The organism is Amycolatopsis sp. WAC 04182 (assembly GCF_003947465.1).
GTDB lineage: Bacteria > Actinomycetota > Actinomycetes > Mycobacteriales > Pseudonocardiaceae > Amycolatopsis.
In genome coordinates, this window is the sequence record NZ_QHJJ01000007.1 from 564,283 (window position 1) to 586,786 (window position 22,504).

The 22,504-nt window shown below is 68.8% G+C and carries 20 protein-coding genes; 12 read left to right on the plus strand and 8 right to left on the minus strand.

Translation table 11 applies throughout. From position 1 onward, the window contains the following. Positions 1-27: 27 nt before the first annotated feature. The 3 genes from DMH01_RS34815 to DMH01_RS34825 all read right to left on the minus strand — a co-directional run bounded on the left by DMH01_RS34815 (position 28) and on the right by DMH01_RS34825 (position 4,523). Positions 28-1,416 carry a GntP family permease gene (locus DMH01_RS34815; protein ID WP_125682377.1) on the minus strand — a complete coding sequence of 463 codons (1,389 nt, stop codon included), beginning with the start codon at positions 1,414-1,416 and terminating at the stop codon, positions 28-30. After that, entirely contained in the window at positions 1,413-3,008 is a 1,596-nt protein-coding gene (locus DMH01_RS34820) for an amidohydrolase family protein (protein WP_125682379.1), read from the minus strand. The genes DMH01_RS34815 and DMH01_RS34820 overlap by 4 nt, the downstream gene beginning before the upstream one ends. 210 nt (positions 3,009-3,218) lie before the next feature. Continuing rightward, positions 3,219-4,523, minus strand: coding sequence for an amino acid deaminase (locus DMH01_RS34825; protein WP_125682381.1), 1,305 nt, complete (start codon positions 4,521-4,523; stop codon positions 3,219-3,221). Positions 4,524-4,714: 191 nt separating this feature from the next. Here DMH01_RS34825 and DMH01_RS34830 point away from each other — a divergent pair, with 191 nt between their 5' ends. The 3 genes from DMH01_RS34830 to DMH01_RS34840 are packed head-to-tail and all read left to right on the plus strand — an operon-like array spanning position 4,715 to position 6,833. Next, positions 4,715-5,692 carry a sugar kinase gene (locus DMH01_RS34830; protein ID WP_125682383.1) on the plus strand — a complete coding sequence of 326 codons (978 nt, stop codon included), beginning with the start codon at positions 4,715-4,717 and terminating at the stop codon, positions 5,690-5,692. Then, positions 5,689-6,453: an IclR family transcriptional regulator gene (locus tag DMH01_RS34835; protein ID WP_125682385.1), complete on the plus strand. Its 765-nt coding sequence runs from the start codon at positions 5,689-5,691 to the stop codon at positions 6,451-6,453. The genes DMH01_RS34830 and DMH01_RS34835 overlap by 4 nt, the downstream gene beginning before the upstream one ends. Beyond that, a complete protein-coding gene (locus DMH01_RS34840; RefSeq protein WP_034321592.1) occupies positions 6,450-6,833 on the plus strand; it encodes a RidA family protein in 384 nt (127 codons plus the stop codon). The genes DMH01_RS34835 and DMH01_RS34840 overlap by 4 nt, the downstream gene beginning before the upstream one ends. An 87-nt stretch (positions 6,834-6,920) precedes the next feature. Here DMH01_RS34840 and DMH01_RS34845 read toward each other — a convergent pair whose 3' ends face one another. The 3 genes from DMH01_RS34845 to DMH01_RS34855 form a co-directional block, all read right to left on the minus strand. Next, positions 6,921-7,916, minus strand: coding sequence for a 1-aminocyclopropane-1-carboxylate deaminase (locus tag DMH01_RS34845; protein WP_125682387.1), 996 nt, complete (start codon positions 7,914-7,916; stop codon positions 6,921-6,923). Then, a complete protein-coding gene (locus tag DMH01_RS34850) occupies positions 7,913-8,542 on the minus strand; it encodes a GntR family transcriptional regulator (RefSeq protein ID WP_199745735.1) in 630 nt (209 codons plus the stop codon). The genes DMH01_RS34845 and DMH01_RS34850 overlap by 4 nt, the downstream gene beginning before the upstream one ends. A 113-nt stretch (positions 8,543-8,655) precedes the next feature. After that, a complete protein-coding gene (locus tag DMH01_RS34855) occupies positions 8,656-9,015 on the minus strand; it encodes a DUF1844 domain-containing protein (RefSeq protein ID WP_005163289.1) in 360 nt (119 codons plus the stop codon). Positions 9,016-9,283: 268 nt separating this feature from the next. Between DMH01_RS34855 and infC the strand changes: the two genes are divergently transcribed. The 7 genes from infC (at position 9,284) to DMH01_RS34890 (ending at position 18,727) form a co-directional block, all read left to right on the plus strand. Further along, positions 9,284-9,859 (plus strand): translation initiation factor IF-3, encoded by a 576-nt coding sequence (gene infC, locus DMH01_RS34860; protein ID WP_051071860.1) that lies wholly within the window; start codon positions 9,284-9,286, stop codon positions 9,857-9,859. Positions 9,860-9,929: 70 nt separating this feature from the next. Continuing rightward, positions 9,930-10,124 (plus strand): 50S ribosomal protein L35, encoded by a 195-nt coding sequence (gene rpmI, locus DMH01_RS34865; protein ID WP_007028043.1) that lies wholly within the window; start codon positions 9,930-9,932, stop codon positions 10,122-10,124. A gap of 63 nt (positions 10,125-10,187) precedes the next feature. Further along, a complete protein-coding gene (rplT, locus tag DMH01_RS34870) occupies positions 10,188-10,565 on the plus strand; it encodes a 50S ribosomal protein L20 (RefSeq protein WP_005163284.1) in 378 nt (125 codons plus the stop codon). Next, entirely contained in the window at positions 10,562-11,395 is an 834-nt protein-coding gene (locus DMH01_RS34875) for an RNA methyltransferase (RefSeq protein ID WP_255432123.1), read from the plus strand. The genes rplT and DMH01_RS34875 overlap by 4 nt, the downstream gene beginning before the upstream one ends. A gap of 236 nt (positions 11,396-11,631) precedes the next feature. After that, positions 11,632-12,696 (plus strand): phenylalanine--tRNA ligase subunit alpha, encoded by a 1,065-nt coding sequence (gene pheS, locus DMH01_RS34880; RefSeq protein WP_125682390.1) that lies wholly within the window; start codon positions 11,632-11,634, stop codon positions 12,694-12,696. Continuing rightward, positions 12,697-15,267: a phenylalanine--tRNA ligase subunit beta gene (gene pheT / locus DMH01_RS34885; protein ID WP_125682392.1), complete on the plus strand. Its 2,571-nt coding sequence runs from the start codon at positions 12,697-12,699 to the stop codon at positions 15,265-15,267. It begins immediately after the preceding gene. Positions 15,268-15,355: 88 nt separating this feature from the next. Further along, positions 15,356-18,727, plus strand: a complete 3,372-nt coding sequence (locus DMH01_RS34890) for a tetratricopeptide repeat protein (RefSeq protein ID WP_125682394.1) — start codon at positions 15,356-15,358, stop codon at positions 18,725-18,727. Here DMH01_RS34890 and DMH01_RS34895 read toward each other — a convergent pair. Next, positions 18,708-19,400, minus strand: a complete 693-nt coding sequence (locus DMH01_RS34895; protein ID WP_125682396.1) for a DNA alkylation repair protein — start codon at positions 19,398-19,400, stop codon at positions 18,708-18,710. The genes DMH01_RS34890 and DMH01_RS34895 overlap by 20 nt on opposite strands. Positions 19,401-19,596: 196 nt before the next feature. Here DMH01_RS34895 and DMH01_RS34900 point away from each other — a divergent pair, with 196 nt between their 5' ends. Beyond that, the gene (locus tag DMH01_RS34900) at positions 19,597-21,183 is read left to right on the plus strand and encodes an alpha/beta hydrolase (protein ID WP_125682398.1); all 1,587 of its coding nucleotides are present in this window, start codon (positions 19,597-19,599) and stop codon (positions 21,181-21,183) included. A gap of 122 nt (positions 21,184-21,305) precedes the next feature. Here the strand turns inward: DMH01_RS34900 and DMH01_RS34905 are convergent, their stop codons facing one another. Continuing rightward, the gene (locus tag DMH01_RS34905; protein ID WP_125682400.1) at positions 21,306-21,755 is read right to left on the minus strand and encodes a DUF6294 family protein; all 450 of its coding nucleotides are present in this window, start codon (positions 21,753-21,755) and stop codon (positions 21,306-21,308) included. 215 nt (positions 21,756-21,970) lie between these two features. On the opposite strand from DMH01_RS34905, the gene DMH01_RS34910 reads away from it, so the two are divergent. Then, positions 21,971-22,465: a helix-turn-helix domain containing protein gene (locus DMH01_RS34910; RefSeq protein ID WP_125682402.1), complete on the plus strand. Its 495-nt coding sequence runs from the start codon at positions 21,971-21,973 to the stop codon at positions 22,463-22,465. Positions 22,466-22,504 lie beyond the last annotated feature (39 nt).

Consider the following 22,504-nt stretch of genomic DNA (forward strand, 5'->3'; position numbering starts at 1 on the left):
CGTGATCTCTCCCAGTCGTCAGGTGGTTTAAACCACTGCCATGAGCAATGCTGCCACGCCGAAACCGGAAACGGAAAGAACGGTTTCCAAGACGGTCCAGGTTTTCAGGGTCTGCGGCACGGTCATGTTGAAGTACCGCGAGATGATCCAGAAACCGCCGTCGTTCACGTGCGAGGCGATGATCGAACCCGCCGAAATCGCGACGACCAGCAGCGCGAGCTGCATCTGCGAATAGCCCAGCGTCGCCACCGTCGGTGCGACGATGCCGCTCGTGGTCACGATCGCGACGGTCGCCGAGCCCTGCGCGATCCGCATCCCGCAACTGATCACGTACGCGGCAAGGATGACCGGGAGACCGGCGTTGTCCAGCGAACCCGCGACGGCCTTGCCGATCCCCGTGGCGGACAGCACGGCGCCGAAGAACGCGCCCGCACCGACCACCAGCAGGATCATCGCGACCGGGCGGAGCGATTTCGCCGAAAGCTCGCTCAGATCCTTGCCGGTCAGGCCGCGGCGCAGGCCGAGCAACCAGGACGCGAGCAGGACCGAGATCGTCAGCGCGACCGCCGGGGTGCCGATGAACGCGGCGACACCGGCGGACGCCGAGTTCTTGGGAAGCCAGATGCTGCCGAAGGTCCCGGCGAGGATCAGCACCAGCGGGACGGCGATGATCCCCAGCACCAGGCCGAGCGACGGCGGGTTCTCCTCTTTTTCGCCTTCTTCCTCCGCGACCAGGAATTCCGCGGGAACCGGCACGTCGACGCGTTTGCCGATCCACGTCGAGTACGCGACGCCGCCGACGAGGAACGCCGGGATACCGCAGACCAGGCCCATCAGGATGATCCAGCCGAGTTCCACGTGCAGCAGGCCGGCCGCGGCGACCGGGCCGGGGTGCGGCGGGAGGAACGCGTGCGTGATCGAAAGCCCGGCGAGCAGCGGCAGCGCGTACAGCACGAGCGAACGGCCGCCCTGTTTGGCGGCCACGTAGACCAGCGGCGCCAGCACGAAGATGCCGATGTCGAAGAAGACCGGGATACCGAAGACGAAACCCGCGAGACCCATCGCCAACGGGGCCCGCTTCTCACCGATGGCGCGCAGCAGCGCGCCCGTGAGCACCCTCGCTCCGCCGGAACGCTCCAAAATGGACCCGAGGATGGTGCCGAGTCCGATGATCGCGGCGATATGGCCGAGGATCCCGCCGAAACCCTTTTCCAGCAGGGAATCCGACGCCTTCTGCGCGGAGCCGACGATCTGGCCGACCGGCAGGCCCGCGGCCAGCGCGGTCAGCAGGCCGACCACGATCAGCGCGATGAAGGGCTCGAGTTTGACTTTGATGATGAGGAACAACAACACCGCGATCGAGACGGCGGCGAGGGTCAGGAGCCCTCCCGTCGTGTGTTGGAGCCAGTCGATCATCGGGCACTCCCGGGGTTCCGCAGTGAATGGCCGGCGAGGGCGCCGGTCGGTTGACCATCGTCGATGGCGGCGACACCGTTGACGAAGACATAGGGGATACCGGCGGCCTGCTGCCGCGGCTCGTCGAACGTGGCGGTGTCGGCGACGGTTTCCGGGTCGAACAGCACGAGGTCCGCCGCGTACCCGGCGCGGACGAGACCCCGGTCGGTCAGCCGCAGGCGGTCCGCCGCGCGGCCGGTGAGGTGGGCGACGCATTCGGCGAGGTCGAGGACGCCGAGTTCGCGGACGTAGCGCGCGAGGTACCGCGGGAACGTGCCCCAGGCGCGGGGATGCGGCCGCGCGCCGACGAGCAGCCCGTCGCTGCCGCCGGTGTGCGTGCGGTGGCGCATGATCGCCTGGACGTTCTCCTCGTGCCCGACGTGCATCAGGCACGAGGTGCCGAGCTTTTCCGAGAGCAGGACGTCGAAGTACAGCTCCGCGGCCGGTTTCCCGGCACGCTCCGCCGACACGGCGACGGAATGCCCGACGAGGTGGGCGTTCTCGTCCCGGCGGACACCGTTGATCTCGATGGCCTCCCAGTCGATCGGCACCCCGTGGGCGCCGTCGGACCCGGTCTCCTCGATCTCGGCGCGGATCCGCTCGCGGGTGTCCACATCGGACAGCCGGGCCAGTGTGGCGTCGAGCCCGCCTTCGGTCGCCCAGCTCGGCAGCAACGCGGAAAGATACGTGGCGCCGGGAAGATAGGGGTAGGTGTCCAGCGTGATGTCGCAGCCGTCGTCGAGCGCCCGGTCGAGCAGCTCCAGCAGATCCGGCGCCTTGCCCTTGTTCACCGAGAAGTTCATCGTGGCGTGCGCGAGGTGCAGCGGGCAGCCCGAACGGCGGGAGACGTCGACCATCTCGCCGAACGCTTCGAGCGCGCCCTTGCCGTAGCTGCGGTGGTGCGGGCTGTAGAAGCCGCCGTTCTCCCCGACGACCCGGCACAGCTCCACGAGTTCTTCGGTCGTCGCGTACATGCCCGGCGTGTAGGTGAGTCCGGACGACATGCCCATCGCGCCCTCGTCCAGCCCGGTCGCGATGAGTTCCTTCATCGCGTTCATCTCGGCTTCGGTCGCGGGCCGGTCCTCCCAGCCGACGGTGAGCATGCGGACGGTGCCCTGCGGCACCAGGTAGGCCGCGTTGACCGCGACCCCCGCGTCGAGCCGGTCGAGGTACTCGCCGACGGAACGCCAGTTCCAGTCGAAGCCCGCCGGATCGTCGTTCCAGCCGGCGAGCTGCTGGCGCAGCGCCGCGAGGACCTCGTCGTTCACCGGCGCGTAGGAGAGCCCGTCCTGCCCGAGCACCTCGGTCGTGACGCCCTGGGAGAGCTTCGCGAGGTGATCCGGATTGGCGAGCAGCTGAAGGTCGGAATGCGAATGCATGTCGATGAACCCGGGCGCGAGCACGAGTCCTTCGGCGTCGATGGTGCGGCGGCCCGCGAGCGAGCCGGGTTCGGCGACACTGGCGATCCGGCCGTCGGTGATGCCCACGTCGTGCCTGGTGAGCGGATCCCCGGTGCCGTCGGCGACCAGTGCGGAGCGGACAACGATGTCCATGGCGATTCTTCCTCTGCGGCGGTGGAGGACGGATCAGAAATTGTTGGCGGAGCTGAAGATCGACCTGTACAGGCGACCGAATGGGTGAACCCGCCTCGGCCGAAGGCCCCGCTATCGCGGTGGCAGGGCGCCCTCTCCACATCCATGACGTGGATGACCAGGTGGCGCCCTGCCGACGTCGATCGCGGTCGCGGGTTCACCAGCAGACACTCAGAAATGGGTGCGGACGAAATCGAGCACGGTCTCGCCGTCGGGGCCGACGACCGGGATGAGGGGCCACTTGTCGAAAACGGTGCACGGATGCGACAGGCCGAGGGCGATCCAGTCGCCGACCTCGACCGGCGACGACGCGGGCAGGGTGAGGAAGGCGTGCTGGTCGTTCATCTTCTGGATGGAATGACCTTCGAGCGCGGACGGTGGCCCGTCGCCCTTGCGGATCAGGCGCGGCTCGGGCATGCCTTCGTCGAACGAGGCGTCCCGTTTGCCGATGGTGAGCAGCGCGAGTTCGTCCGTCGGCTTCGACGTGACCTGCGCCCAGGCACGCAGCGCGGAGCGGAACGAGGCGACGCCGTCGATGCGCGGCTGTTCGCCCAGCGGCGAGATCACCCGGTAGAAGCCGTCGTCGTGGGTCACGTAGGCGCCGCTGCGCAGGATCGGCAGGACGTCCAGGCCGCCCCAGTCCTTGGTGAGCTCGTCGGCGACGCGGTCGAAGTACGCGCTGCCGCCGCCGGTGACGATGATCTGACCGGCGTCGTCGAGCAGGCCCTTGGCGTTGAAGGCGAAGACCAGTTCGCGCAGACCGTCCACATAGGAGCTGATCAGCTGGAGCGACTTTTCGTCGGTGTGGTGGGAAAGCGCGCCTTCGTAGCCGCCGGATCCACGCAACCGCAGAGCCGGGCTCGCGTGGGCGGCTTCGGCGACGGCGAGCGCGGTCTCGGTGTCGCGGACACCGGTGCGGCCGCCCTCGGCGCCGAGTTCGACCAGGACGTCCACCTTGCGGCGGGCTCCGCGCAGGGCTTCGGTCATCAGCTCGACACCGCGGACCGAGTCGACCCAGCAGACGAACTCGAAGTCGTCGTCGGCGTCCAGTTCGGCGGCGAGCCACTTCAGGCCCGAGGGGTCGAGGAGCTGGTTCGCCAGCAGGATCCGGGAAACGCCGAACGCCCGGTAGATCCGCAGGTGTCCGGCGTTCGCGCAGGTGATACCCCACGAGCCGTGCTGCAGCTGCCGCTCGAACAGCTGCGGCGCCATCGTCGTCTTGCCGTGCGGGGCCAGCGCGACCCCGCGTTCGGCGCACCAGTCCGCCATCGTGCGGAGGTTGTGCTCGACGGCCTCTTCGTCGAGAACGACGAACGGGCCGAGGAAGCCGTCGTCGAACAGCTTGGCGCCGCGGGCGGCGGCCTCGCCGATCGTGAGACCGGACAGCGAAGGCGCGACCGAGCGGAAGCGCCAGTCGACGCGCTCCTCCCGGACGGCCGCGACCGCGGCGGAATCGATGGTGCCGGCTTCGAACATGAGGTTCACCTCGGTTGCGTATGTTGCAACGGACGTTGCGCATATTGCGTGGGATAGGTGTAGCATCCGGTCCGCTGGAGGTCAACGGGGTGACGACTAGGAGACGTGGAAGTGACAGGTGAGCCTTGGCCGCCCGGGAATCTTTTGATCTTTTGGGGTCGCGCCCTGGCACCGGAACGGCGGTCGGCGCGATGAAGAGCACTGACGTTTTGTGCATCGGGGAGTCGATGGCCTTGTTCGTACCGGCCGAATCCGGGCCGCCCGACGAGGTACGGAAGTGGGTACGAAGCATCGGCGGCGCCGAATCGAACGTCGCCTGCCATCTCCCGGCGCTGGGTTTCGCCAGCGCGTGGGTGAGCGCCGTCGGAGACGATCCGTTCGGCCGCGCGCTCGTGCGCGAGATCGGCGCGGCGGGGGTGGACGTCAGCGCGGTCGTGGTCGACCCGACGCGCCCGACCGGGCTCTACATCAAGGAAAGCGGGGCGGACGGCAGCCCCGTGCGGTACTACCGCAAGGGCTCCGCCGCGTCCGGAATGGACGCGGGATTGCTGGGGAAACTCGATCTCGACGGGGTGCGGGTGATCCACCTGTCCGGGATCACGCCCGCGCTGTCGGACGGCTGCCTCGACCTGGTGCGGGCGCTGATGGAACGACCGCGTGGCGGCACGCTGGTGTCGTTCGACGTGAACTTCCGGCCCGCGCTGTGGACCGGGCGAGACCCGTCGGTGCTGGCCGGGCTCGCCGCCCGCGCCGACATCGTGCTGGCGGGCGAGGACGAGGCCGAACGGGTGTGGGGGACCGGCGACCCGGCACGGCTGCGCGCCGCCGTGCCCGGACCGAAGACGCTGGTCGTCAAGCACGGGGCACGCGGGGTGACCCTGATCGACGGCGACGAAGCACCGCTGTTCTCGCCCGCGCTCCAGGTCGACGTCGTGGAGCCGGTCGGCGCCGGTGACGCGTTCGCCGCCGGTTTCCTCGCCGCCACCCTGCGCGGCGACGACCCCGCGACCCGGCTCCGGCGCGGCCATCTGCAGGCCGCGGCCACCCTGCTGACCCACGACGACGTGGGCCGTCCGCTGCCCGCGTCCGTCGTCGAAACGCTCCTCGGGGCCGATGAGGCAGCATGGGCGGCGGCCAAGCTGACGGACAAGGGAATGGTGGGCGGATGAGCCAGAGCCTGGACAGGGCGCTCACGCTGCTGAGCGGGCTCGCCCGCGAGCCGAAGACGCTGGACCAGCTCGCCGAGGAGATCGGCGTGCACAAGTCGACCGTGCTGCGCCTGCTGCGCACCCTGGAGACGCACCACTTCGTGCGCCGGGAGGGGCAGCGGTACTACCGGCTGGGCAGTGCGCTCTTCGACCTCGCGCAGCAGGCGCTGGAGGATCGCGACGTCCGCCGCACCGCGCAGTCCGCGCTCGCCGGGCTCAACGCGCGCACCGGGCACACCGTGCACCTCGCGTCCTATGAGGACGGAGAGGTCGTCTACATCGACAAGTTCGAGGGCAGGCATTCGGTGCGGATGTACTCCCGCATCGGGAAACGCGCGCCCCTGCACTGCACCGCCGTCGGCAAGGTGCTGGTGGCGGCGATGACGCCGGAGAAGCAGGCGGACGTGGTGTCGAGGATCGACTTCTTCGTCCGGACACCGAACACGATCACCACCCCCGAGGCCTACGAGAAGGAACTCGCGCTCGTCGCCGACCGCGGCTACGCGGTGGACAACGCCGAGCACGAGGACTTCATCCACTGCGTCGCCGCGCCGGTCCGCGGCCCGGGCGGCGTGGTGCTCGCCGCCGCGTCCGTGTCGGTGCCGAAGGTGCTGCTGGACTACGACGGCCTGATGGCGCTCGTGCCGGAACTGATCGCCGCCACCGAAGAAGCTTCCGTCCACAGTGGATGGACGGGGAACCGAAAGGGGAAGTTGGAATGAGCAAGACCGCGATCAGCACGGAGAACGCGCCGAAGCCGGTGGCCGCGTTCTCGCAGGCGGTCCGCAAGGGCAACATCCTGCAGGTGGCCGGCCAGGTCGCCTTCGACCCGGCCACCGGCGCCATCGTCGGCGAGACCGTCGGTGAACAGACCGAGCAGACCTTCAAGAACATCGAGGCGGTGCTCGAGGCCGCCGGTTCGAGCCTGGCCGACGCGATGATGGTGCGCGTGTACCTGACCGACGTCGACCACTTCGGCGCGTTCAACGAGGTCTACAACAAGCTGATCGGCGAGGCGCCGCACCCGGCCCGCACCACCGTGTACGTCGGCCTGCCCGCCGGACTCCTGGTGGAGATCGACGTCCTGGCCGTCACGGACTGATGTGGCTGAAGGACGCTTTCCCCGCGTCTCACGTGGGGAAAGCGTCCTTCACCGCGTCGGATGCGGGTATGGCGTCCTTCAGCCCTGTCAGAGCACGCTCGTGTACCCGTTCAGCGCGGGCTGCCCGCCAAGGTGCGCGAAAAGCACGTTCGAGTCCCGCGCGATCTCACCGCGCGCGACGAGGTCGATCAGCCCCGCCATGGACTTGCCCTCGTACACCGGATCGGTGAGCACGCCCTCCAGCCGTGCCAGCGTCCGGATCGCGTCCAGCGTGGATTCGTCCGGGATGCCGTAGATCCCGGCGTGGTAGCGCTCGTCCAGTTCGACCTCGCCGATCTCGCCGGCGCCGATCAGTTCGGCGGTCGCGCGGGCGATGCGGGTGATCTGATCGCGTGTCTCGGCCGGCTTCGCCGACCCGTCGACGCCGAGGATCCGGCGCGGCTTACCGGAAAGCGCGGCTCCGGCGACCATCCCGGCCTGCGTGCTGCCGGTCACCGAACAGACGATCACCGTGTCGAAGAAGACGTCGAGTTCCGCCTCCTGCGCTTCGAGTTCGACCATCCAGTTGGCGAAACCGAGCCCGCCGAGACGGTGGTCCGAGCCGCCCGCCGGGATCGCGTACGGCTTCCCGCCGTCGGCTTCGATCTCCTTGACGGCGTTCTCCCAGCTCTCCTTGAAGCCGACGCCGAACCCGGCCTCGACCATCCGGATGTCCGCGCCGAGGATGCGCGAGAGCTGGATGTTGCCGACCTTGTCGTACATCGGGTCGTTCCAGTCGACCCAGCTCTCCTGCACCAGCACGGCCTTGAGCCCGGCCCGCGCGGCGGCCGCGGCGACCTGGCGGGTGTGGTTCGACTGCACGCCGCCGATCGAGATCAGCGTGTCCGCGCCCGAGGCCAGCGCGTCGGCGACCAGGTATTCGAGCTTCCGGGTCTTGTTGCCGCCGAACGCGATCCCGGAGTTGACGTCCTCGCGTTTCGCCCAGACCTTCGCGCCGCCGAGATGTGCGGTGAGCCGCTCCAGCGGATGGACGGGGGAGGGGCCGAACAGCAGCGGGTAGCGGGGGAAATCGGCGAGGGTCATGGCGTCTCCAGGAGGTCTTCGAGCTCGGTCCAGATGGTGGCGGTGATCGCGCAGGCCGCGTCGACGTCGCCCGCTTCGATGGCGTCGGCCAGTTCCGCGTGGCGCTGGACCGACCGGTGGGCGGGCAGGGAGCCGAAGCGGGCGTATTCGAGACGTCGCAGCAAGGGCGTGTAGCGGGCCAGCGTCGCGGCGATCGCCCGGTTGCGTGCGGCGGCCACGGGGACGTCGTGGAGTTCGTCGTCGGCGGCGATCGCGGCCGCGATGTCCCCGGCGGCGATCGCGTCGGCGAACCGGGTGTTGGCCGCGCGCATCGCCGCGACCTCCGCCGGTCCCATCCGAGGCGCACCCGCCCGGACGGCGAACTCGTGCAGCGCGCGCACGAGCTGCAGGGCGTCACGGACGTCGTCGGGAACGAAGCCCGCGACGCGCGTGTAGCTCTGTGGCTTCGACTCGACGAGACCGTCCTCGACGAGCCTCAGCAGCGCTTGGCGCACCGGCGCCCGGGAAAGCCCCAGCTGATCGGCGAGGTCGCCGTCGCGCAGGTTCGTCCCCGGCGGCAGGGTCCCGTCGATGATCGCCCGCCGGATGCTCTCGTACGCCTCGTCCCGGAGGAGGGACCTCGACACCTTCGCTAAACCACTCACATCTGAAATGTTAGTTGACGCCGGAGCGGAAGTACATGAAGGCCCCCTTCCTGTACCCAGGCGCAAGGAAGGGGGCCTTCATGTACTTCGGAGGGCTAGTAGACCGGTCCCGTGTACTTCTCGCCCGGCCCCTGGCCAGGCGCGTCGGGCACGGCCGAAGCCTCGCGGAACGCCTTCTGCAGCGACTGGAGGCCGTCGCGCAAGGGGCCCGCGTGCAGGCCGAGGTACTCTGCGGAAGCGGTGACCAGCCCGGCGAGGGCGGTGATCAGGCGGCGGGCTTCGTCGAGGTCGCGGTGCGGTGAGCTGGCCGGGTCCTCGTCCGCGAGGCCGAGGCGTTCGGCGCCGGCGGAGAGCAGCATGACGGCCGCCCTGCTGATCACCTCGACGCTCGGGATGTCCTCCAGGTCGCGGACGTCCGGGGAATACGGGGGCTGCTGAACGGGTTCATCTGACACGTCTGGTACCCTTCCACGAGCGACCAGCCCTCGAGCGATCGGGGGCGGCAAGTGGAGCCCCGCTCCCACCCGTGTCACCGCCGCAACACCAGGTGTCCGGGTCCGGTCTCGCCAAGACGATTTCGGGCGTCGAGGCGGTGTGTTCGGTTCTGGAGATCGAACACGATCGGAAAGAGTGGGCCCCGCGTACCGCACGGTACCGGGGCCTTAGGTATGTGGGCACCAGGTCGAAACGGTAGAAGAATTTACCTCGAACCAGGGAGGCCCCATCAGCTCCGAGACACGCATCAACGACCGAATCCGGGTTCCGGAGGTCCGCCTCGTCGGGCCGGCCGGTGAACAGGTCGGCATCGTCCGGATCGAAGATGCGCTGCGGCTGGCACAGGAGAACGATCTCGATCTCGTCGAGGTCGCCCCGCAGGCACGCCCGCCCGTATGCAAGCTCATGGACTTCGGCAAGTTCAAGTACGAGAGCGCGCAGAAGGCCCGCGAGTCCCGCCGCAACCAGCAGCTCACCGTCATCAAAGAGCAGAAGCTGCGACCGAAGATCGACCAGCACGACTACGAGACCAAGAAGGGTCACGTGTCGCGCTTCCTGGCCGCCGGTAACAAGGTCAAGGTCACGATCATGTTCCGCGGTCGCGAGCAGTCCAGGCCGGAACTCGGTTTCCGCCTGCTGCAGAAGCTCGCCGACGAGGTGACCGAACTCGGTTTCGTCGAGTCGTCGCCGAAGCAGGACGGTCGCAACATGATCATGGTGTTGGCCCCGCACAAGAACGTGAAGCCGCAGAAGGCCGCGAAGGCAGCGAAGGACGAGTCGTCCGAGCCGCCCGCCGACGCGTAGCGCCGACCAGCACATGTCAGCGGCACACCGGGAACAACCGGTGTGCCGCCGCACGGAAGAGGACAACGTAATGCCGAAGATGAAGACGCACAGCGGGACGTCCAAGCGTGTCCGCGTCACGGGTTCGGGCAAGCTGCGCCGCCAGAAGGCCGGCCGCCGCCACCTGATGGAGAAGAAGTCCAACAGGCTCACCCGTCGCCTCGAAGGCACGACCGAGATCGCCAAGAACGACGTCGGCCGCGTCAAGCGCCTTCTCGGCCGCTGACACCCCGCACTTTGTAAACGCCGGGCGCGCCAGCGCGCCCCCAGATCGACAGGATGGACCCCAGTGGCACGCGTCAAGAGGGCTGTCAACGCCCAGAAGAAGCGTCGCGCGACTCTCGAGCTCGCCAGCGGCTACCGCGGCCAGCGTTCGCGGCTGTACCGCAAGGCGAAGGAGCAGACGCTCCACTCGCTGAACTACGCCTACCGGGACCGTCGCGCCCGCAAGGGTGACTTCCGCCAGCTGTGGATCACCCGCATCAACGCGGCGGCCCGCGCCAACGGCGTGACCTACAACCGGTTCATCCAGGGCCTCAAGGCCGCGGGTGTCGAGGTCGACCGCAAGATCCTCGCGGACCTCGCCGTCAACGACGCCGCCGCGTTCACCGCGCTGGCCGAGCTGGCCAAGGCGAACGTGAACACCGAAGAGAAGAAGTCGGCCTGACCGGCGACAGCGCTCTTCATCGACCCGGGGCCGCTCCGTTCACCGAACGGACGCCCCGGGTCGTTGCTGCGCGCAAGCTCACCCGCCGCGCCGAGCGTGAGAAGACCGGCCGGTTCCTGGCCGAGGGTGCGAACGCGGTCGAAGCCGCGCTCGAACACGGCGGCAAGGTGTACGAGCTGTTCGTGACCGAACGCGCCGCCGCGCAGCACGAACGCCTGCTCTCCGCGGCGCGTGAGGCGGGCGTCCCCGTCTCGCCGATCACCGATCGCGCGGCCGACGGGTTGTCCGAGACCGTGACGCCGCAAGGCATCGTCGCCGTCTGCGCGCTCGTCGACCGTCCACAAGAGACCGTCCTGAAGCCGGGCGCGAAGCTCGTCGTCGTCCTCGTCGACGTCGCGGACCCCGGCAACGCGGGCACCGTGATCCGGGTCGCGGACGCCGCCGGCGCCGACGCGGTCGTCCTCGCGGGGGACAGCGTCGACCCGCACAACGGCAAATGCGTCCGCGCGGCCGCCGGCAGCCTGTTCCATCCGGCCATCACCCGGATCCGGGACGTCGACGCGGCCTTGAAGGCCTGCTCCGCCGCCGGACTCCGCACCTTCGGCGCGCACGGCTACGCCGACACCGAGCTCGATCAGGTGACCTTCGACGAGCCCACCGCGTGGGTCTTCGGCAACGAGGCGCACGGACTGCCGCAGGCGGTACTGGAGACGGTCGATCTCGCGGTGAAGATCCCGATGTACGGCCGGGCGGAGAGCCTCAACCTGGCGACCGCCGCCGCGATCTGCGTGTACACGAATGCGATGGCCTCGCGGGCCGCGACCACGTAGAGTCTCGGGCACCACGCCGTCGCAGCACGACACCAAGGGAGCTCTCATGGAACGCAGTGTTCGTTCCAGCACCTTGTTTACGGCGTAGAGCGCGTTTTTCGCACTTCCGAGTGACGGTGTGCCCAGCCCGAGGGTGATCGGGGGCCGCTGTTCGCTGTCCCATAGAATTCAGCAGCTGCTAAACCCATGTGTGCGCTCGCGTGCACCGGACCAGTCCCAGCGGACGCCGAGGAGTTATGTCCGAAGCCAACGACAAGCAGGACCCCCAGGCGGGAACGCTCGCGCCGGAAACGTTGACGGCCGCCGTCAAACAGGCCGAGACCGATTTCGCGGCCGCGGCGGATCTCGACGCGCTGGCCGCGGTCAAACCCGCCCACCTCGGGGACCAGTCTCCGCTGCTGCTCGCCCGCCGCGAGATCGGCGCCCTGCCGAAGCAGGAGAAGGCCGAGGCCGGCAAGCGGGTCAACGAAGCGCGCCAGGGCATCCAGGCCGCCTTCGACGCGCGCCGAGCCGTGCTCCAAACCGAGCGTGACGAAAAGGTGCTCCGCGAGGAGGCCGTCGACGTCACGCTCCCGTGGGACCGCGTGCCCCGGGGCGCCCGGCACCCGATCGCGACCCTGTCGGATCGGATCGCCGACGCGTTCATCGCGATGGGTTACGAGATCGCCGAAGGCCCGGAGCTCGAAGCCGAGTGGTTCAACTTCGACGCGCTGAACTTCGGCAAGGACCACCCCGCGCGCCAGCTGCAGGACACGTTCTACCTCGGCGAGGAGGACTCCGGCCTGGTGCTGCGGACGCACACCTCGCCGGTGCAGGCCCGCACGCTGCTGCACCGTGACCTGCCCGTGTACGTCGTCTGCCCCGGCCGCACCTACCGGACCGACGAGCTCGACGCCACGCACACCCCGGTGTTCTCGCAGGTCGAAGGACTCGCGGTGGACAAGGGCCTGACGATGGCGCACCTCAAGGGCACCCTCGACGCCTTCGCCCGCGCGATGTTCGGCGGTACCTCGAAGACCCGTCTGCGCCCGCACTTCTTCCCGTTCACCGAGCCGTCGGCCGAGGTCGACGTCTGGTTCGAAGAGAAGAAGGGCGGACCCGGCTGGGTCGAGTGGGGTGGCTGCGGCATGGTCAACCCCAACGTCCTGCGTGCCTGCGGTGTCGACCCCGAGGTCTACTCGGGCTTCGCCTTCGGCATGGGTATCGAGCGCACCCTGCAGTTCCGCAACGGAATCCCGGACATGCGCGACATGGTGGAGGGCGACATCAGGTTCACCCTGCCCTTCGGAACGGAGGCCTGAGTGAAGGTCCCAGCCAGCTGGCTGACCGAACACCTCGACGTCGACGAGGAGGTCACAGCCCAGGATCTGGCCGACGCCTTCGTGCGCATCGGCATCGAGGTCGACGACGTCCGGAAACTCGAACCGGTCACCGGCCCGCTCGTGGTCGGCCGCGTCGCCGAGATCGAGGAGCTCACCGAGTTCAAGAAGCCGGTCCGCTTCTGCCGCGTCGACGTCGGTGAGCCCGAGAGCGACGTCAAGCCTGACGAGAACGTCGACAGTGCCGACGATGAGGACGACGACGAAGGTCCTTTCGAGGACGAAGGCCCCACGGGGATCAAGACCCGCGGGATCATCTGCGGTGCCTCGAACTTCGCCGAGGGCGACCTGGTCGTCGTCGCGCTGCCCGGCACCGTGCTGCCCGGTGGTTTCGAGATCGGCGCGCGCAAGACCTACGGCCGCCTCAGCGACGGCATGATCTGCTCCGCGAGCGAACTCGGCATCGGTGACGACCACTCCGGCATCCTGGTGCTGCCGCCGAGCACGGCCAGCCCCGGCGAGGACGCGAACAAGCTGCTCGGCCTCGAAGACACCGTCCTCGAGGTCACGCCGACCCCGGACCGCGGGTACACCCTGTCGGTCCGCGGCCTGGCCCGCGAGCTGTCCAACGCGCTCGACGTCCCCTTCGGCGACCCGGCGTCCATCGAGGTCCCCGAGGCCGAGAGCGACGTCTGGCCGGTGCACATCGAGGACACCGAGGGCTGCAAGCGGTTCGTGCTGCGCCGGGTCAAGAACCTCGACGCGACCGCGCCGACGCCGTGGTGGATGCGCCGACGCCTGATGCTGGCGGGGATCCGCTCGATCTCGCTCGCGGTCGACGTGACCAACTACGTCATGCTCGAACTCGGGCACCCGCTGCACGCCTTCGCGACCGGTTCGGTCAAGGGCGATCTGGTGGTGCGCAAGGCGAAGCCGGGCGAGAAACTGACCACTTTGGACGATGTCGAGCGCACGCTCGACGTGGACGACGTGGTGATCGCCGACGACAGCGGCGTCATCTCGCTGGCGGGCACGATGGGTGGCGCGTCGACCGAGATCACGCCGGAGAGCACCGACGTGCTGCTCGAGGCGGCGCACTGGGATCCGTCGTCGATCAGCCGGACGGCCCGCCGTCACAAGCTGTTCTCCGAGGCGGCCAAGCGGTTCGAGCGCTACACCGACCCGCAGCTCTGCGCGGTGGCCGTCGAGCTCGCCGCGCGCCTGCTGCGTCAGTACGGCGAAGGTTCGATCCTGCCCGGCCGCACCGACGAGGGCGGCGTCGAGCCGAACCCGCCGGTGACCATGCCGATCAGCCTGCCCGACCAGGTGGCCGGGGTGCGGTACGAGCGCGGTGTCACGGTCAAACGGCTCTCGCAGATCGGCTGCAAGGTCAACGTGGGCACGGCCGAGGACGGCACCGCGCTGGTGACCGCCGTCCCGCCGAGCTGGCGCGGGGACCTGGTGCAGCCCGCCGACCTCGTCGAGGAGGTGCTCCGGCTGGAGGGCTACGACAGCATCCCGTCGGTGCTGCCCGACGCCCCGGCGGGCCGTGGCCTCACCGACACGCAGCGCCGGCGTCGTTCGGTCGCGCGTGCGCTGGCGGAGAACGGCTACGTCGAGGTGCTGCCCTTCCCGTTCATCTCGGACTCGGTCTGGGACGCGTTCGGGCTGCCCGAGGACGACGTCCGCCGCAGCACCGTGAAGGTCCGCAACCCGCTGGAAGCGGACAAGGACCGGATGGCGAGCACCTTGCTGCCGGGGCTGCTGGATACCTTGCAGCGCAACATCTCCCGTGGTTTCAAGGATGTCTCGCTGTTCCACATCGGACAGGTCGTGCTGCCCGGGCCGAACCCGATCCCGATGCCTTCGCTCGGGGTGGACCGGCGCCCGACCGACGAGGAGCTCGCGGTGCTGGAGGCGGCGGTCCCGCCGCAGCCGCTGCACGTCGCCGTCGTGCTCGCGGGCCAGCGGGCCCGGGCCGGCTGGTGGGGCGCGGGCGAGCAGGCGAACTGGGCCGACGCGGTGCAGGCCGCCCGGCTGGTGGCGCAGGCCGCCGGTGTCGAGCTGACCACGGCCGCGGCGGATCAGCCGCCGTGGCACCCCGGCCGCTGCGCGCAGCTGCGGGTGGGGCAGTGGCCGATCGGTTACGCCGGTGAGCTGCACCCGAAGGTCGTCGAGACGCTCGGGCTGCCGCCGCGCACCGTCGCGATGGAGCTCGACCTGGACGCGATCCCGATCCCGGACGATCGTCCGGCGCCGCGCATCTCGGCGTACCCGCCGGTGCTGCTCGACGTCGCCCTCGTCGCCGAGGCGAGCGTCCCGTCGGCCGACCTGGCCGAGGCGCTGCGCGAAGGCGCGGGCGAACTGCTCGAGGACATCACGCTGTTCGACTCGTATCAGGGTGAGCAGCTGGGCGAGGGCAAGCGTTCGGTGGCGTACAAGCTGCGGTTCCGTGCCGCGGATCGCACGCTGACCGTCGACGAGGCCACCAAGGCCCGCGACGCCGCCGTCGCGGTCGCCGGTGAACGCTTCGGCGCGAGTCTGCGGGCCTGACCCGAAAGTCCCGTGAAGGCCCCCTTCCCTCGGCTCAGCCGAGGAAAGGGGGCCTTCACGCGCTTCAGGTGTGGCAAAGTGAGGACTTGTGTCACGTCCAGACGGTCGGTCCAGTATCCAAGACATCGCCCGCGCCCGGCTGAGCGACGGTTTCGTCGGCAGGGTCGGGGAACGCGAGGACTTCCGGGGCAATCTGGGGCTGCCAGGGAGCGACCGGCGCCGCCGGTATCTGTACTCGGTGCATGGTCTCGCCGGGGTCGGCAAGTCCTTCCTGCTCGACCAGCTTCGCGGTATCGCCGAGGAAACCCGCGCCGCCGTCGGGTTCGCGGACGACCGGCAGCAGGATCTGCCCGCGACACTGGTCAAACTGGCGAAGGACCTCGCTCGCGCCGGACACGAGATGCGCCGGTTCGAGAAACGCTACGAGTCCTACCTCAAGGCGAGGGAACGGCTCCACAACGATCCGCAGGCTCCGGCGGCGGGCCGCGAGCTCGTGACGAAGACCGTGGTCAAAGCCGGCCTCGGCGTGGCGAAGACCCTTCCCGGCGGGAGCATCGCCGCCGACGCGATCGACGCGGACGCGACGGCGAAACAGCTGGAGCAGTTGCAGGTCTACCTCGCGGCGAAGTTCAAGCGGAAGGCCGATGTCCAGCTGCTCCTGGAACCGGCGGAGGAGCTGACCAAACCGTTCGTCGAAGATCTCTGGCGTATTCCGGAGACCCGGCAGATCGCGCTGTTCTTCGACACCTTCGAACGGACGGCGCCGGTACTGGAGACCTGGCTGCTCGACCTGTTCGGCGGACTGTACGGCGATCTCCCGCAGAACCTGGTGCTCACCGTCGCGGGCCAGTTCCCGCTGGACGAGGCGAAATGGAACCGGCACGCGCCGCTGGTGCGCGAGATCGAACTCCGGCCGTTCACCGAACCGGAGGCACGCAGCCTGCTCGCCGAGCACGGGATCACCGACGAAAAGGTCGTCGAGATCGTGCTGCGGCTGACCGACGGCCTGCCCGTCCTGGTCGCCATGCTGGCCCGCGGGAATCCCGCCGAAGCGGACGCCGTCGGCGATCCCAGCGACGACGCGGTCAAGCGGTTCCTGCACTGGGTTCCCGAAAAGGCCAGGAAGGACATCGCCGCCACGGCGTCGTTGCCCCGCTTCCTGGACGAGGACGTCCTCGGCGTGCTGACCGGCAAGGAAAACGCAGGGGAGATCTTCCGCTGGCTGCGCGAACTGCCGTTCGTCGGGCGCCGTGAGCTCCCGGTGCGCTATCACCCGGTGGTCCGCGGCCCGATGGTGCGCATGGAACGCGGCCGTTCGCCCGCCGAGTTCGCCGAACGTCATCTCAGGCTCAGCGAGTACTACGAAGGCCGGTGCGCCGAACTCGGCTTCAGCCGTCACCGCGATGCGTGGAACGACGAGCGCTGGCAGAAGCGGAAGCTCGAACAGACCTACCACCGGCTCTGCGGCGATCCGGCCGAGGCACTGCCGGACGCGCTGCTCGGCGCCGCCGAGATGATCACCACCGGCACCGCTCCCGCCCGCGTTTGGGCGCGCATGATGGAGCAGGCGGGTGCCGACGCGGACGCGCCCGCGGTACTGGACTGGGGACAGCGCCTGGCCGCCGCCGTCGGCGAAGGTGAGATCCCGGTGCTCGATCTGCTCGCCGGTGCGGGTGAGCTCGACGCCGCCCGCCTTTCCACGGTGCTCCGGCGCCGCGCGTGGGCCTACGAAGGGCAAGACGACGTCGCCGCGGCGAAACGGGACTTCGACCGGGCCGTCGATCTGAATCCCGCCGATCCCTACGCGTGGAGCGATCGGGGCAACCTGTTCCACAACGAGGGCGACTGGCACCGGGCATTGCCGGATCTGGACCGGGCGATCGAACTCGATCCCACCTACGCCTACTCATGGCGTGGGCGCGGTTCGGCCAGGGCCGAGCTCGGCGACCTCGAGGGGGCGATGGCCGACCTCGACGAGGCCGTTCGCCTCCAGCCCGATCACCGCTGGGCCTACACCATCCGGAGCGAGGTGTACTTCAAGCGCGGCGACATCCGGAAGGCGATCGACGAGGTCGACATCGCGATCCGGCTCGATCCCGACTACGCCTGGGCCGTCCACTATCGGGCCACGTTGTTCGCCGAACTGGGAGACAAGGAAGAGGCTCTCGCCGGCCACCGCGCGGCCGTCGCCCTCCGCCCGAAGGACGTGTTCTACCTGACCGAGCTGGCGTCGTTCCTCGAGCAGGCCGGAGACGTGGACGCCGCGTCGGCGACTTTCGACGCGATCGTCGCGGCGGACCCGGACAGTGCCAGTGCCCATGCGCTCCGGGCCGCGTTCCACCACCGTGGCAAGCGGCACCGGCTCGCCGTCGACGGCTTCACCACCGCGCTCCGGATCGACCCGGACTACGAGTGGGCGTATTACATGCGCGGCCAGGCGCACGACGGTCTGGAGGATCGCGTGGCAGCGCTCGCCGACTACGAGCGCGCGATCGAACTGGCTCCCGAAGACGCCGAGAATCACCTCCAGCGTGGGATGGTGCTGAGTCGCCTGGGAAGGAACGGCGAAGCGCTGGTGTCCTTGAGCCGCGTGATCGAACTCGAACCCGGTAACGTGCTGGCGCACGCCCGGCGCGCGATGACGCACCGGAGGTCCGGCGATCACCAGGCCGCCCTCGCCGACATCGACGTCGCGGTCGCGGCGAGCCCGGAGATGGCCTTCTTCCACACCACCCGGGGAGACATCCTCAGAGGTCTCGACCGGCACGAGGAAGCCCGCGCCGCGTTCGACGAGGGGGTCCGGCTGGGGCAGGACGAGGGATACGCCTTCTACCGGCGTGCCCACCACCGCCTCGTCTTCGGGGATTTCGAAGGCGCGTTGTCCGATGTGGACAGCGCGCTGATCGCCGGGGACGACGAGACCGGCGCCCTGCGCGCGGACATCCACCGCCAGGCGGGCCGATACGGGGAAGCCATCCGGGAACTGCGCGAACTGGCCGCCTCCGAGCCCGAGGACACCGAACACCGCGAGAACCTCGCGGAGGCCTTGCTGTTCGCGGGCCAGACGGACGAGGCGATGGACATCCTGCGTCCGCTCACGCCGGAGTCCGTCTGGGCCCGCAACCTCCTCGCGATCGCCTGGCTGAAAACCGGAAGGACGGAGGAAGCCCACCGGTCCCTCGCCGCCGGCCTCGACGAAGCGGTCACGCGGAACGCGGCAGGAGACCTCGGCTGGGAGGACCGGGTGCAGCCGCTCTTCTACCTCGTCGCCCTCGGACGTCACGCCGACGCGACACGCGAACTGAAGGCGTTGCTGGAGAAGGATCCGCCCCGCGAGACGCGACTCATCCTGCTCCGCGACCTGAAGGACCTCCGAGAGCTGGTGCCCGAACTCGGTGGAGTGATCGATGACCTCATCGCCCTCGTTCCCCGGCCGGTGCTCACTCGCCCAGGTGCTTGAGCGCCTCCTTCCTGGACAGCGTGGACAATGCCGGATGCGCGGTGACGAAGGCGCGCACCCAGTCCGGCTCGGTCTTCGCGTACTCGCGCAGGGCCCAGCCGATCCCTTTGCGCAGGAAGAAGTCCTTGTCGTCGAGGTTGGCTTCGACCGCGCGGGTGAGCAGGTCGGTGTCCGTTCCGCCCTTGGCGCCGATCTGGCAGATGACCGACGTGCGGCGACGCCACCTGTCCTCGTCGTAGGCCCAGGTCAGCATCCGCGTGGTCATCGTCTCCGGCTCCGCCCGCAGGATCGGCCCGACCCGGCGGATCGCGACTTCGTCCACGTAATCCCACCAGGCGCCGGTCACGATCATCTCCTCGTACAGGCCGAGCAGATCGCCGTCCTGCCAGCGGACGTAGGCACGGTGGCCGGACAGCGCGATCGCCGCGTAGCGCTCTTCACGGAAGTCCGCTTCACGCCACAAGGTGAGAATCGCCGTCGAGAAACTCACTCGATCGGGTAGCGGATGTTCGGCGTAAACCCGCTTCAGCAACGCCGTCCGAGGCGGGGAAGCCACACCGAGGAACGGCATCTCCGACTTCATGTACGCCCGCATCGACGGAGCCTTTCCCGGATCGGCCAGCCCGGCCAAACCGTTGCGAACCGCCGAAACCAGGCTTTTCACCTCGTCCACGCGTTCTCCTTTCCCCAGTGGGCGCCGCGAGCGTACGACAGGGGACCGACAAGACGGATATGCCCGGATCGGGCCCCGTTCTCAGCCTGGATACCGACTAAAGAGGGATGGCGGTCAACGTGTCGGTCAGCGAGATTGAAGCCGGTTCTCGGTAGCTTCGGCCCGACCGGGTCGAACGCGGACGAAAAGGAACACAGTGAAGAAATTCGTTGCCGCCCTGGCGGTCGCGGGGATCGGCGTCGGCACCATGGCGCTCGCTCCCTCCGCCACGGCCGCCTCGGCGTCGGACTTCGATCCGAAGCCCATCTCCTGGGGAGCCTGTACTCGCCCGAGCCTGGTCAAGGCCGGCGCGGAATGCGGTTTCCTCGAGGTCCCGTTGGACTACGCGAAGCCCGGCGGGGAGAAGATCTCGATCGCCGTCTCGCGAGTGAAGCACAAGGCCGCCGAGTCGCAGGGGGTCATGCTGGTCAACCCGGGCGGACCCGGTGGCTCCGGCCTCGGCCTGTCGACCCTCGGCAGGGCCGTCCCCAAGAAGGCCGGTGAGGAGTACGACTGGATCGGCTTCGACCCGCGCGGCGTCGGGGAGAGCAAGCCGTCCCTGACCTGCGACGGGAACTACGCCTCCTACAACCGCCCGCAGTACGTGCCGACCACGCGCGCCATCGAGACGGCGTGGCGTGAGAAGGCGAAGGGCTACGCGAAGGCGTGCGCCAAGAACGGCGCGATCCTCGACCACATCAAGACGATCGATGTGGCGAAGGACGTCGACAGCCTGCGCAAGGCGCTGGGCGAGAAGCAGATCAACTACTACGGCTTCTCCTACGGCACCTACCTCGGGCAGGTCTACAGCACGCTGTTCCCGCAGAACGTGCGGCGGATGGTGTTCGACGGCACCGTCGACCCCCGCGACGTCTGGTACAAGGCGAACCTGAACCAGGACATCGCCTTCGACAAGAACATCAAGACCTACTTCGGCTGGATCGCGAAGTACGACGACGTCTACCACCTCGGCAAGACCGCGGCCGCGGTCGAGAAGCTGTGGTACGCCGAGCAGAAGAAGCTGTACGACAAGCCCGCGGGCGGCGTCATCGGCGGTTCCGAGTGGACGGACATCTTCCTCCAGGCCGGCTACTACGTGTTCGGCTGGGAAGACATCGCGAACGCGTTCGCCGGCTGGGTGCACAAGGGTGACTGGCAGACCTTGAAGGGCCTGTACGACGGCTCCAACCCGCCGGGCCAGGACAACGGCTACGCGGTGTACGCGGCCGTGCAGTGCACCGACGTGGCGTGGCCGCAGAGCTGGCCCCGCTGGAAGTTCGACAACTGGGTCACGCACTTCCGGGCGCCGTTCGAAACCTGGGGCAACGCCTGGTTCAACGCGCCGTGCCTCGACTGGCCCGCGAAGCCGGGCAAGCCGGTGGAGATCGACGGGAGCAAGGTCCCCGGCATCCTGCTGGTCAACGAGGAGAACGACGCCGCGACGCCGTACCCCGGCAGCATCGAGGTCCGCAAGCGCTACCCGAACTCCAGCCTGATCAGCGCTCCGGGTGGCACGACGCACTCGGGCTCGCTGTCCGGTGTGTCCTGTGTGGACGACAAGATCGCGGACTACCTGCTGACCGGAAAGCTGCCGGTGCGCAAGCCGGGCAACGGTTCGGACGTGCAGTGCGGCGCGGTGCCGGCACCGGTTCCCGCCGGTGCTTCCGCGGCCGCCAAGTCCGATGTGCCGTCCTCGGTCACCGAAGTGAAGAAGGAGGCGCTGGCTCAGGCGCTGCCTTTCTGAGCCGTTGGTGGTGGGATGAAGGCTCCCTTCACCGCATCTGATGCGGTGAAGGGAGCCTTCATCCCTTTGTCAGGCACGGGAATCGTGTCAGTGTTCCAATGCGACTGAGCGCCGCCCGACCGCTAGCAGTGGCTCGTCATCCGCATGCTGTGGATGCGGTCGAAGAACCCGGCGTCGAACGAACCCTCGGCGAACCACCAGTGCCACACGTTCTTGACGGTGCCCTTGACGAACTTGGTGTCACCGCCGTGATGGATGGGCCCGAGGACGATGCCGTTGCTGTCCAAGGTGTTCACCCACATCAGCCACGCGTCGTTGCTGTCGCTGCTGACGATCGTCGCTTCGAACGAAGCGCTCCCGTTGCGTCTGAGCGTCCATTTCGCGTTGTCCATCGTGCAGTCGCCCGCCTGGATACGACCCCAGGTGAACCAGCAGTGATCCGATCCGGTGCAGGTGGCCTGCGCGGTGGTGGACGCCGTCGTCCCGGCCGAAGCGGGCGTGGCGAAGACGGTCCCGATCGTGAGCACGAGCATCGTCACGAAAAGCGACATCCGACGTGCTGTGGTTTTCATGTTTCCTCCCCGAAAATCGTCGATCCGTACCGGTCTGTGCGCAAAGCTAACTCGCGGGCGACCGGGGTCTGGATCACTTAGGTGCGGCAACAGGGGTGGCCGATAGTGCGTGACCGGCACCCTCTCGTCCCCGAACGCGATGAAAGTTCCGGTCACGCACCGAATCCCCTCGCCGCGCCGGGAAACTGTCGGGCCCGCCCCTTACCGTCCCCGGCATGACCATCGTCGAAGAGCACCGGACCGAGATCCGCGTGCAGGACACCGTTTATCGCATCGAGGTCGCCGCCCGTGAGGGTGGCGGCGCGGCCGGGGAAGACCGCTGGGTGACCGTCATGGTCGGCGGAGCCGGACCGCAGGAGGAGCCTGTCGCCGAAGGCAGGCTCGACATGGACGCCGAAGCCATACCGGCCTTGGCGACCGTCCTTTCCGACACCCTCCTGGCGTTCGCCGGGCGAGGTAACGGCAGGAACGGCCGCCGAAGATCGGCGGACCGCCCCGCACATCAGGGCTCGCCGTGGTCCGACGAGCTGGACGCGGAACTGGAAAGCCGTTGGCTGGCCGGCGAAAGCGTCGAGGAGATCGCGCGGCGGTTCGAGCGGACACCGGGCGGGATCAGGGCCCGGTTGCCCAGGGTCGGCTGCGACCCCGAGCGCCGGGGCGCGTATCTCCCGATCCCGCCGAGCAGACGAGAGGTGGGTGAACTCGGCTGAATCGGGGCGGCCGCGAGGACGGGCAAGTCCTCGCGGCCG

Excerpts from the sequence above, each read along its gene's own strand:
- DMH01_RS34845 (WP_125682387.1), bottom strand. The coding sequence starts at position 7,916 with ATGACCCTCGCCGATTTCCCCCGCTACCCGCTGCTGTTCGGCCCCTCC.
- pheS (WP_125682390.1), top strand. The coding sequence starts at position 11,632 with ATGTCCGAAGCCAACGACAAGCAGGACCCCCAGGCGGGAACGCTCGCG.
- DMH01_RS34840 (WP_034321592.1), top strand. The coding sequence starts at position 6,450 with ATGAGCAAGACCGCGATCAGCACGGAGAACGCGCCGAAGCCGGTGGCC.
- DMH01_RS34910 (WP_125682402.1), top strand. The coding sequence starts at position 21,971 with ATGACCATCGTCGAAGAGCACCGGACCGAGATCCGCGTGCAGGACACC.
- rpmI (WP_007028043.1), top strand. The coding sequence starts at position 9,930 with ATGCCGAAGATGAAGACGCACAGCGGGACGTCCAAGCGTGTCCGCGTC.
- DMH01_RS34830 (WP_125682383.1), top strand. The coding sequence starts at position 4,715 with ATGAAGAGCACTGACGTTTTGTGCATCGGGGAGTCGATGGCCTTGTTC.
- DMH01_RS34835 (WP_125682385.1), top strand. The coding sequence starts at position 5,689 with ATGAGCCAGAGCCTGGACAGGGCGCTCACGCTGCTGAGCGGGCTCGCC.
- DMH01_RS34825 (WP_125682381.1), bottom strand. The coding sequence starts at position 4,523 with ATGTTCGAAGCCGGCACCATCGATTCCGCCGCGGTCGCGGCCGTCCGG.
- DMH01_RS34905 (WP_125682400.1), bottom strand. The coding sequence starts at position 21,755 with ATGAAAACCACAGCACGTCGGATGTCGCTTTTCGTGACGATGCTCGTG.
- DMH01_RS34820 (WP_125682379.1), bottom strand. The coding sequence starts at position 3,008 with ATGGACATCGTTGTCCGCTCCGCACTGGTCGCCGACGGCACCGGGGAT.
- DMH01_RS34815 (WP_125682377.1), bottom strand. The coding sequence starts at position 1,416 with ATGATCGACTGGCTCCAACACACGACGGGAGGGCTCCTGACCCTCGCC.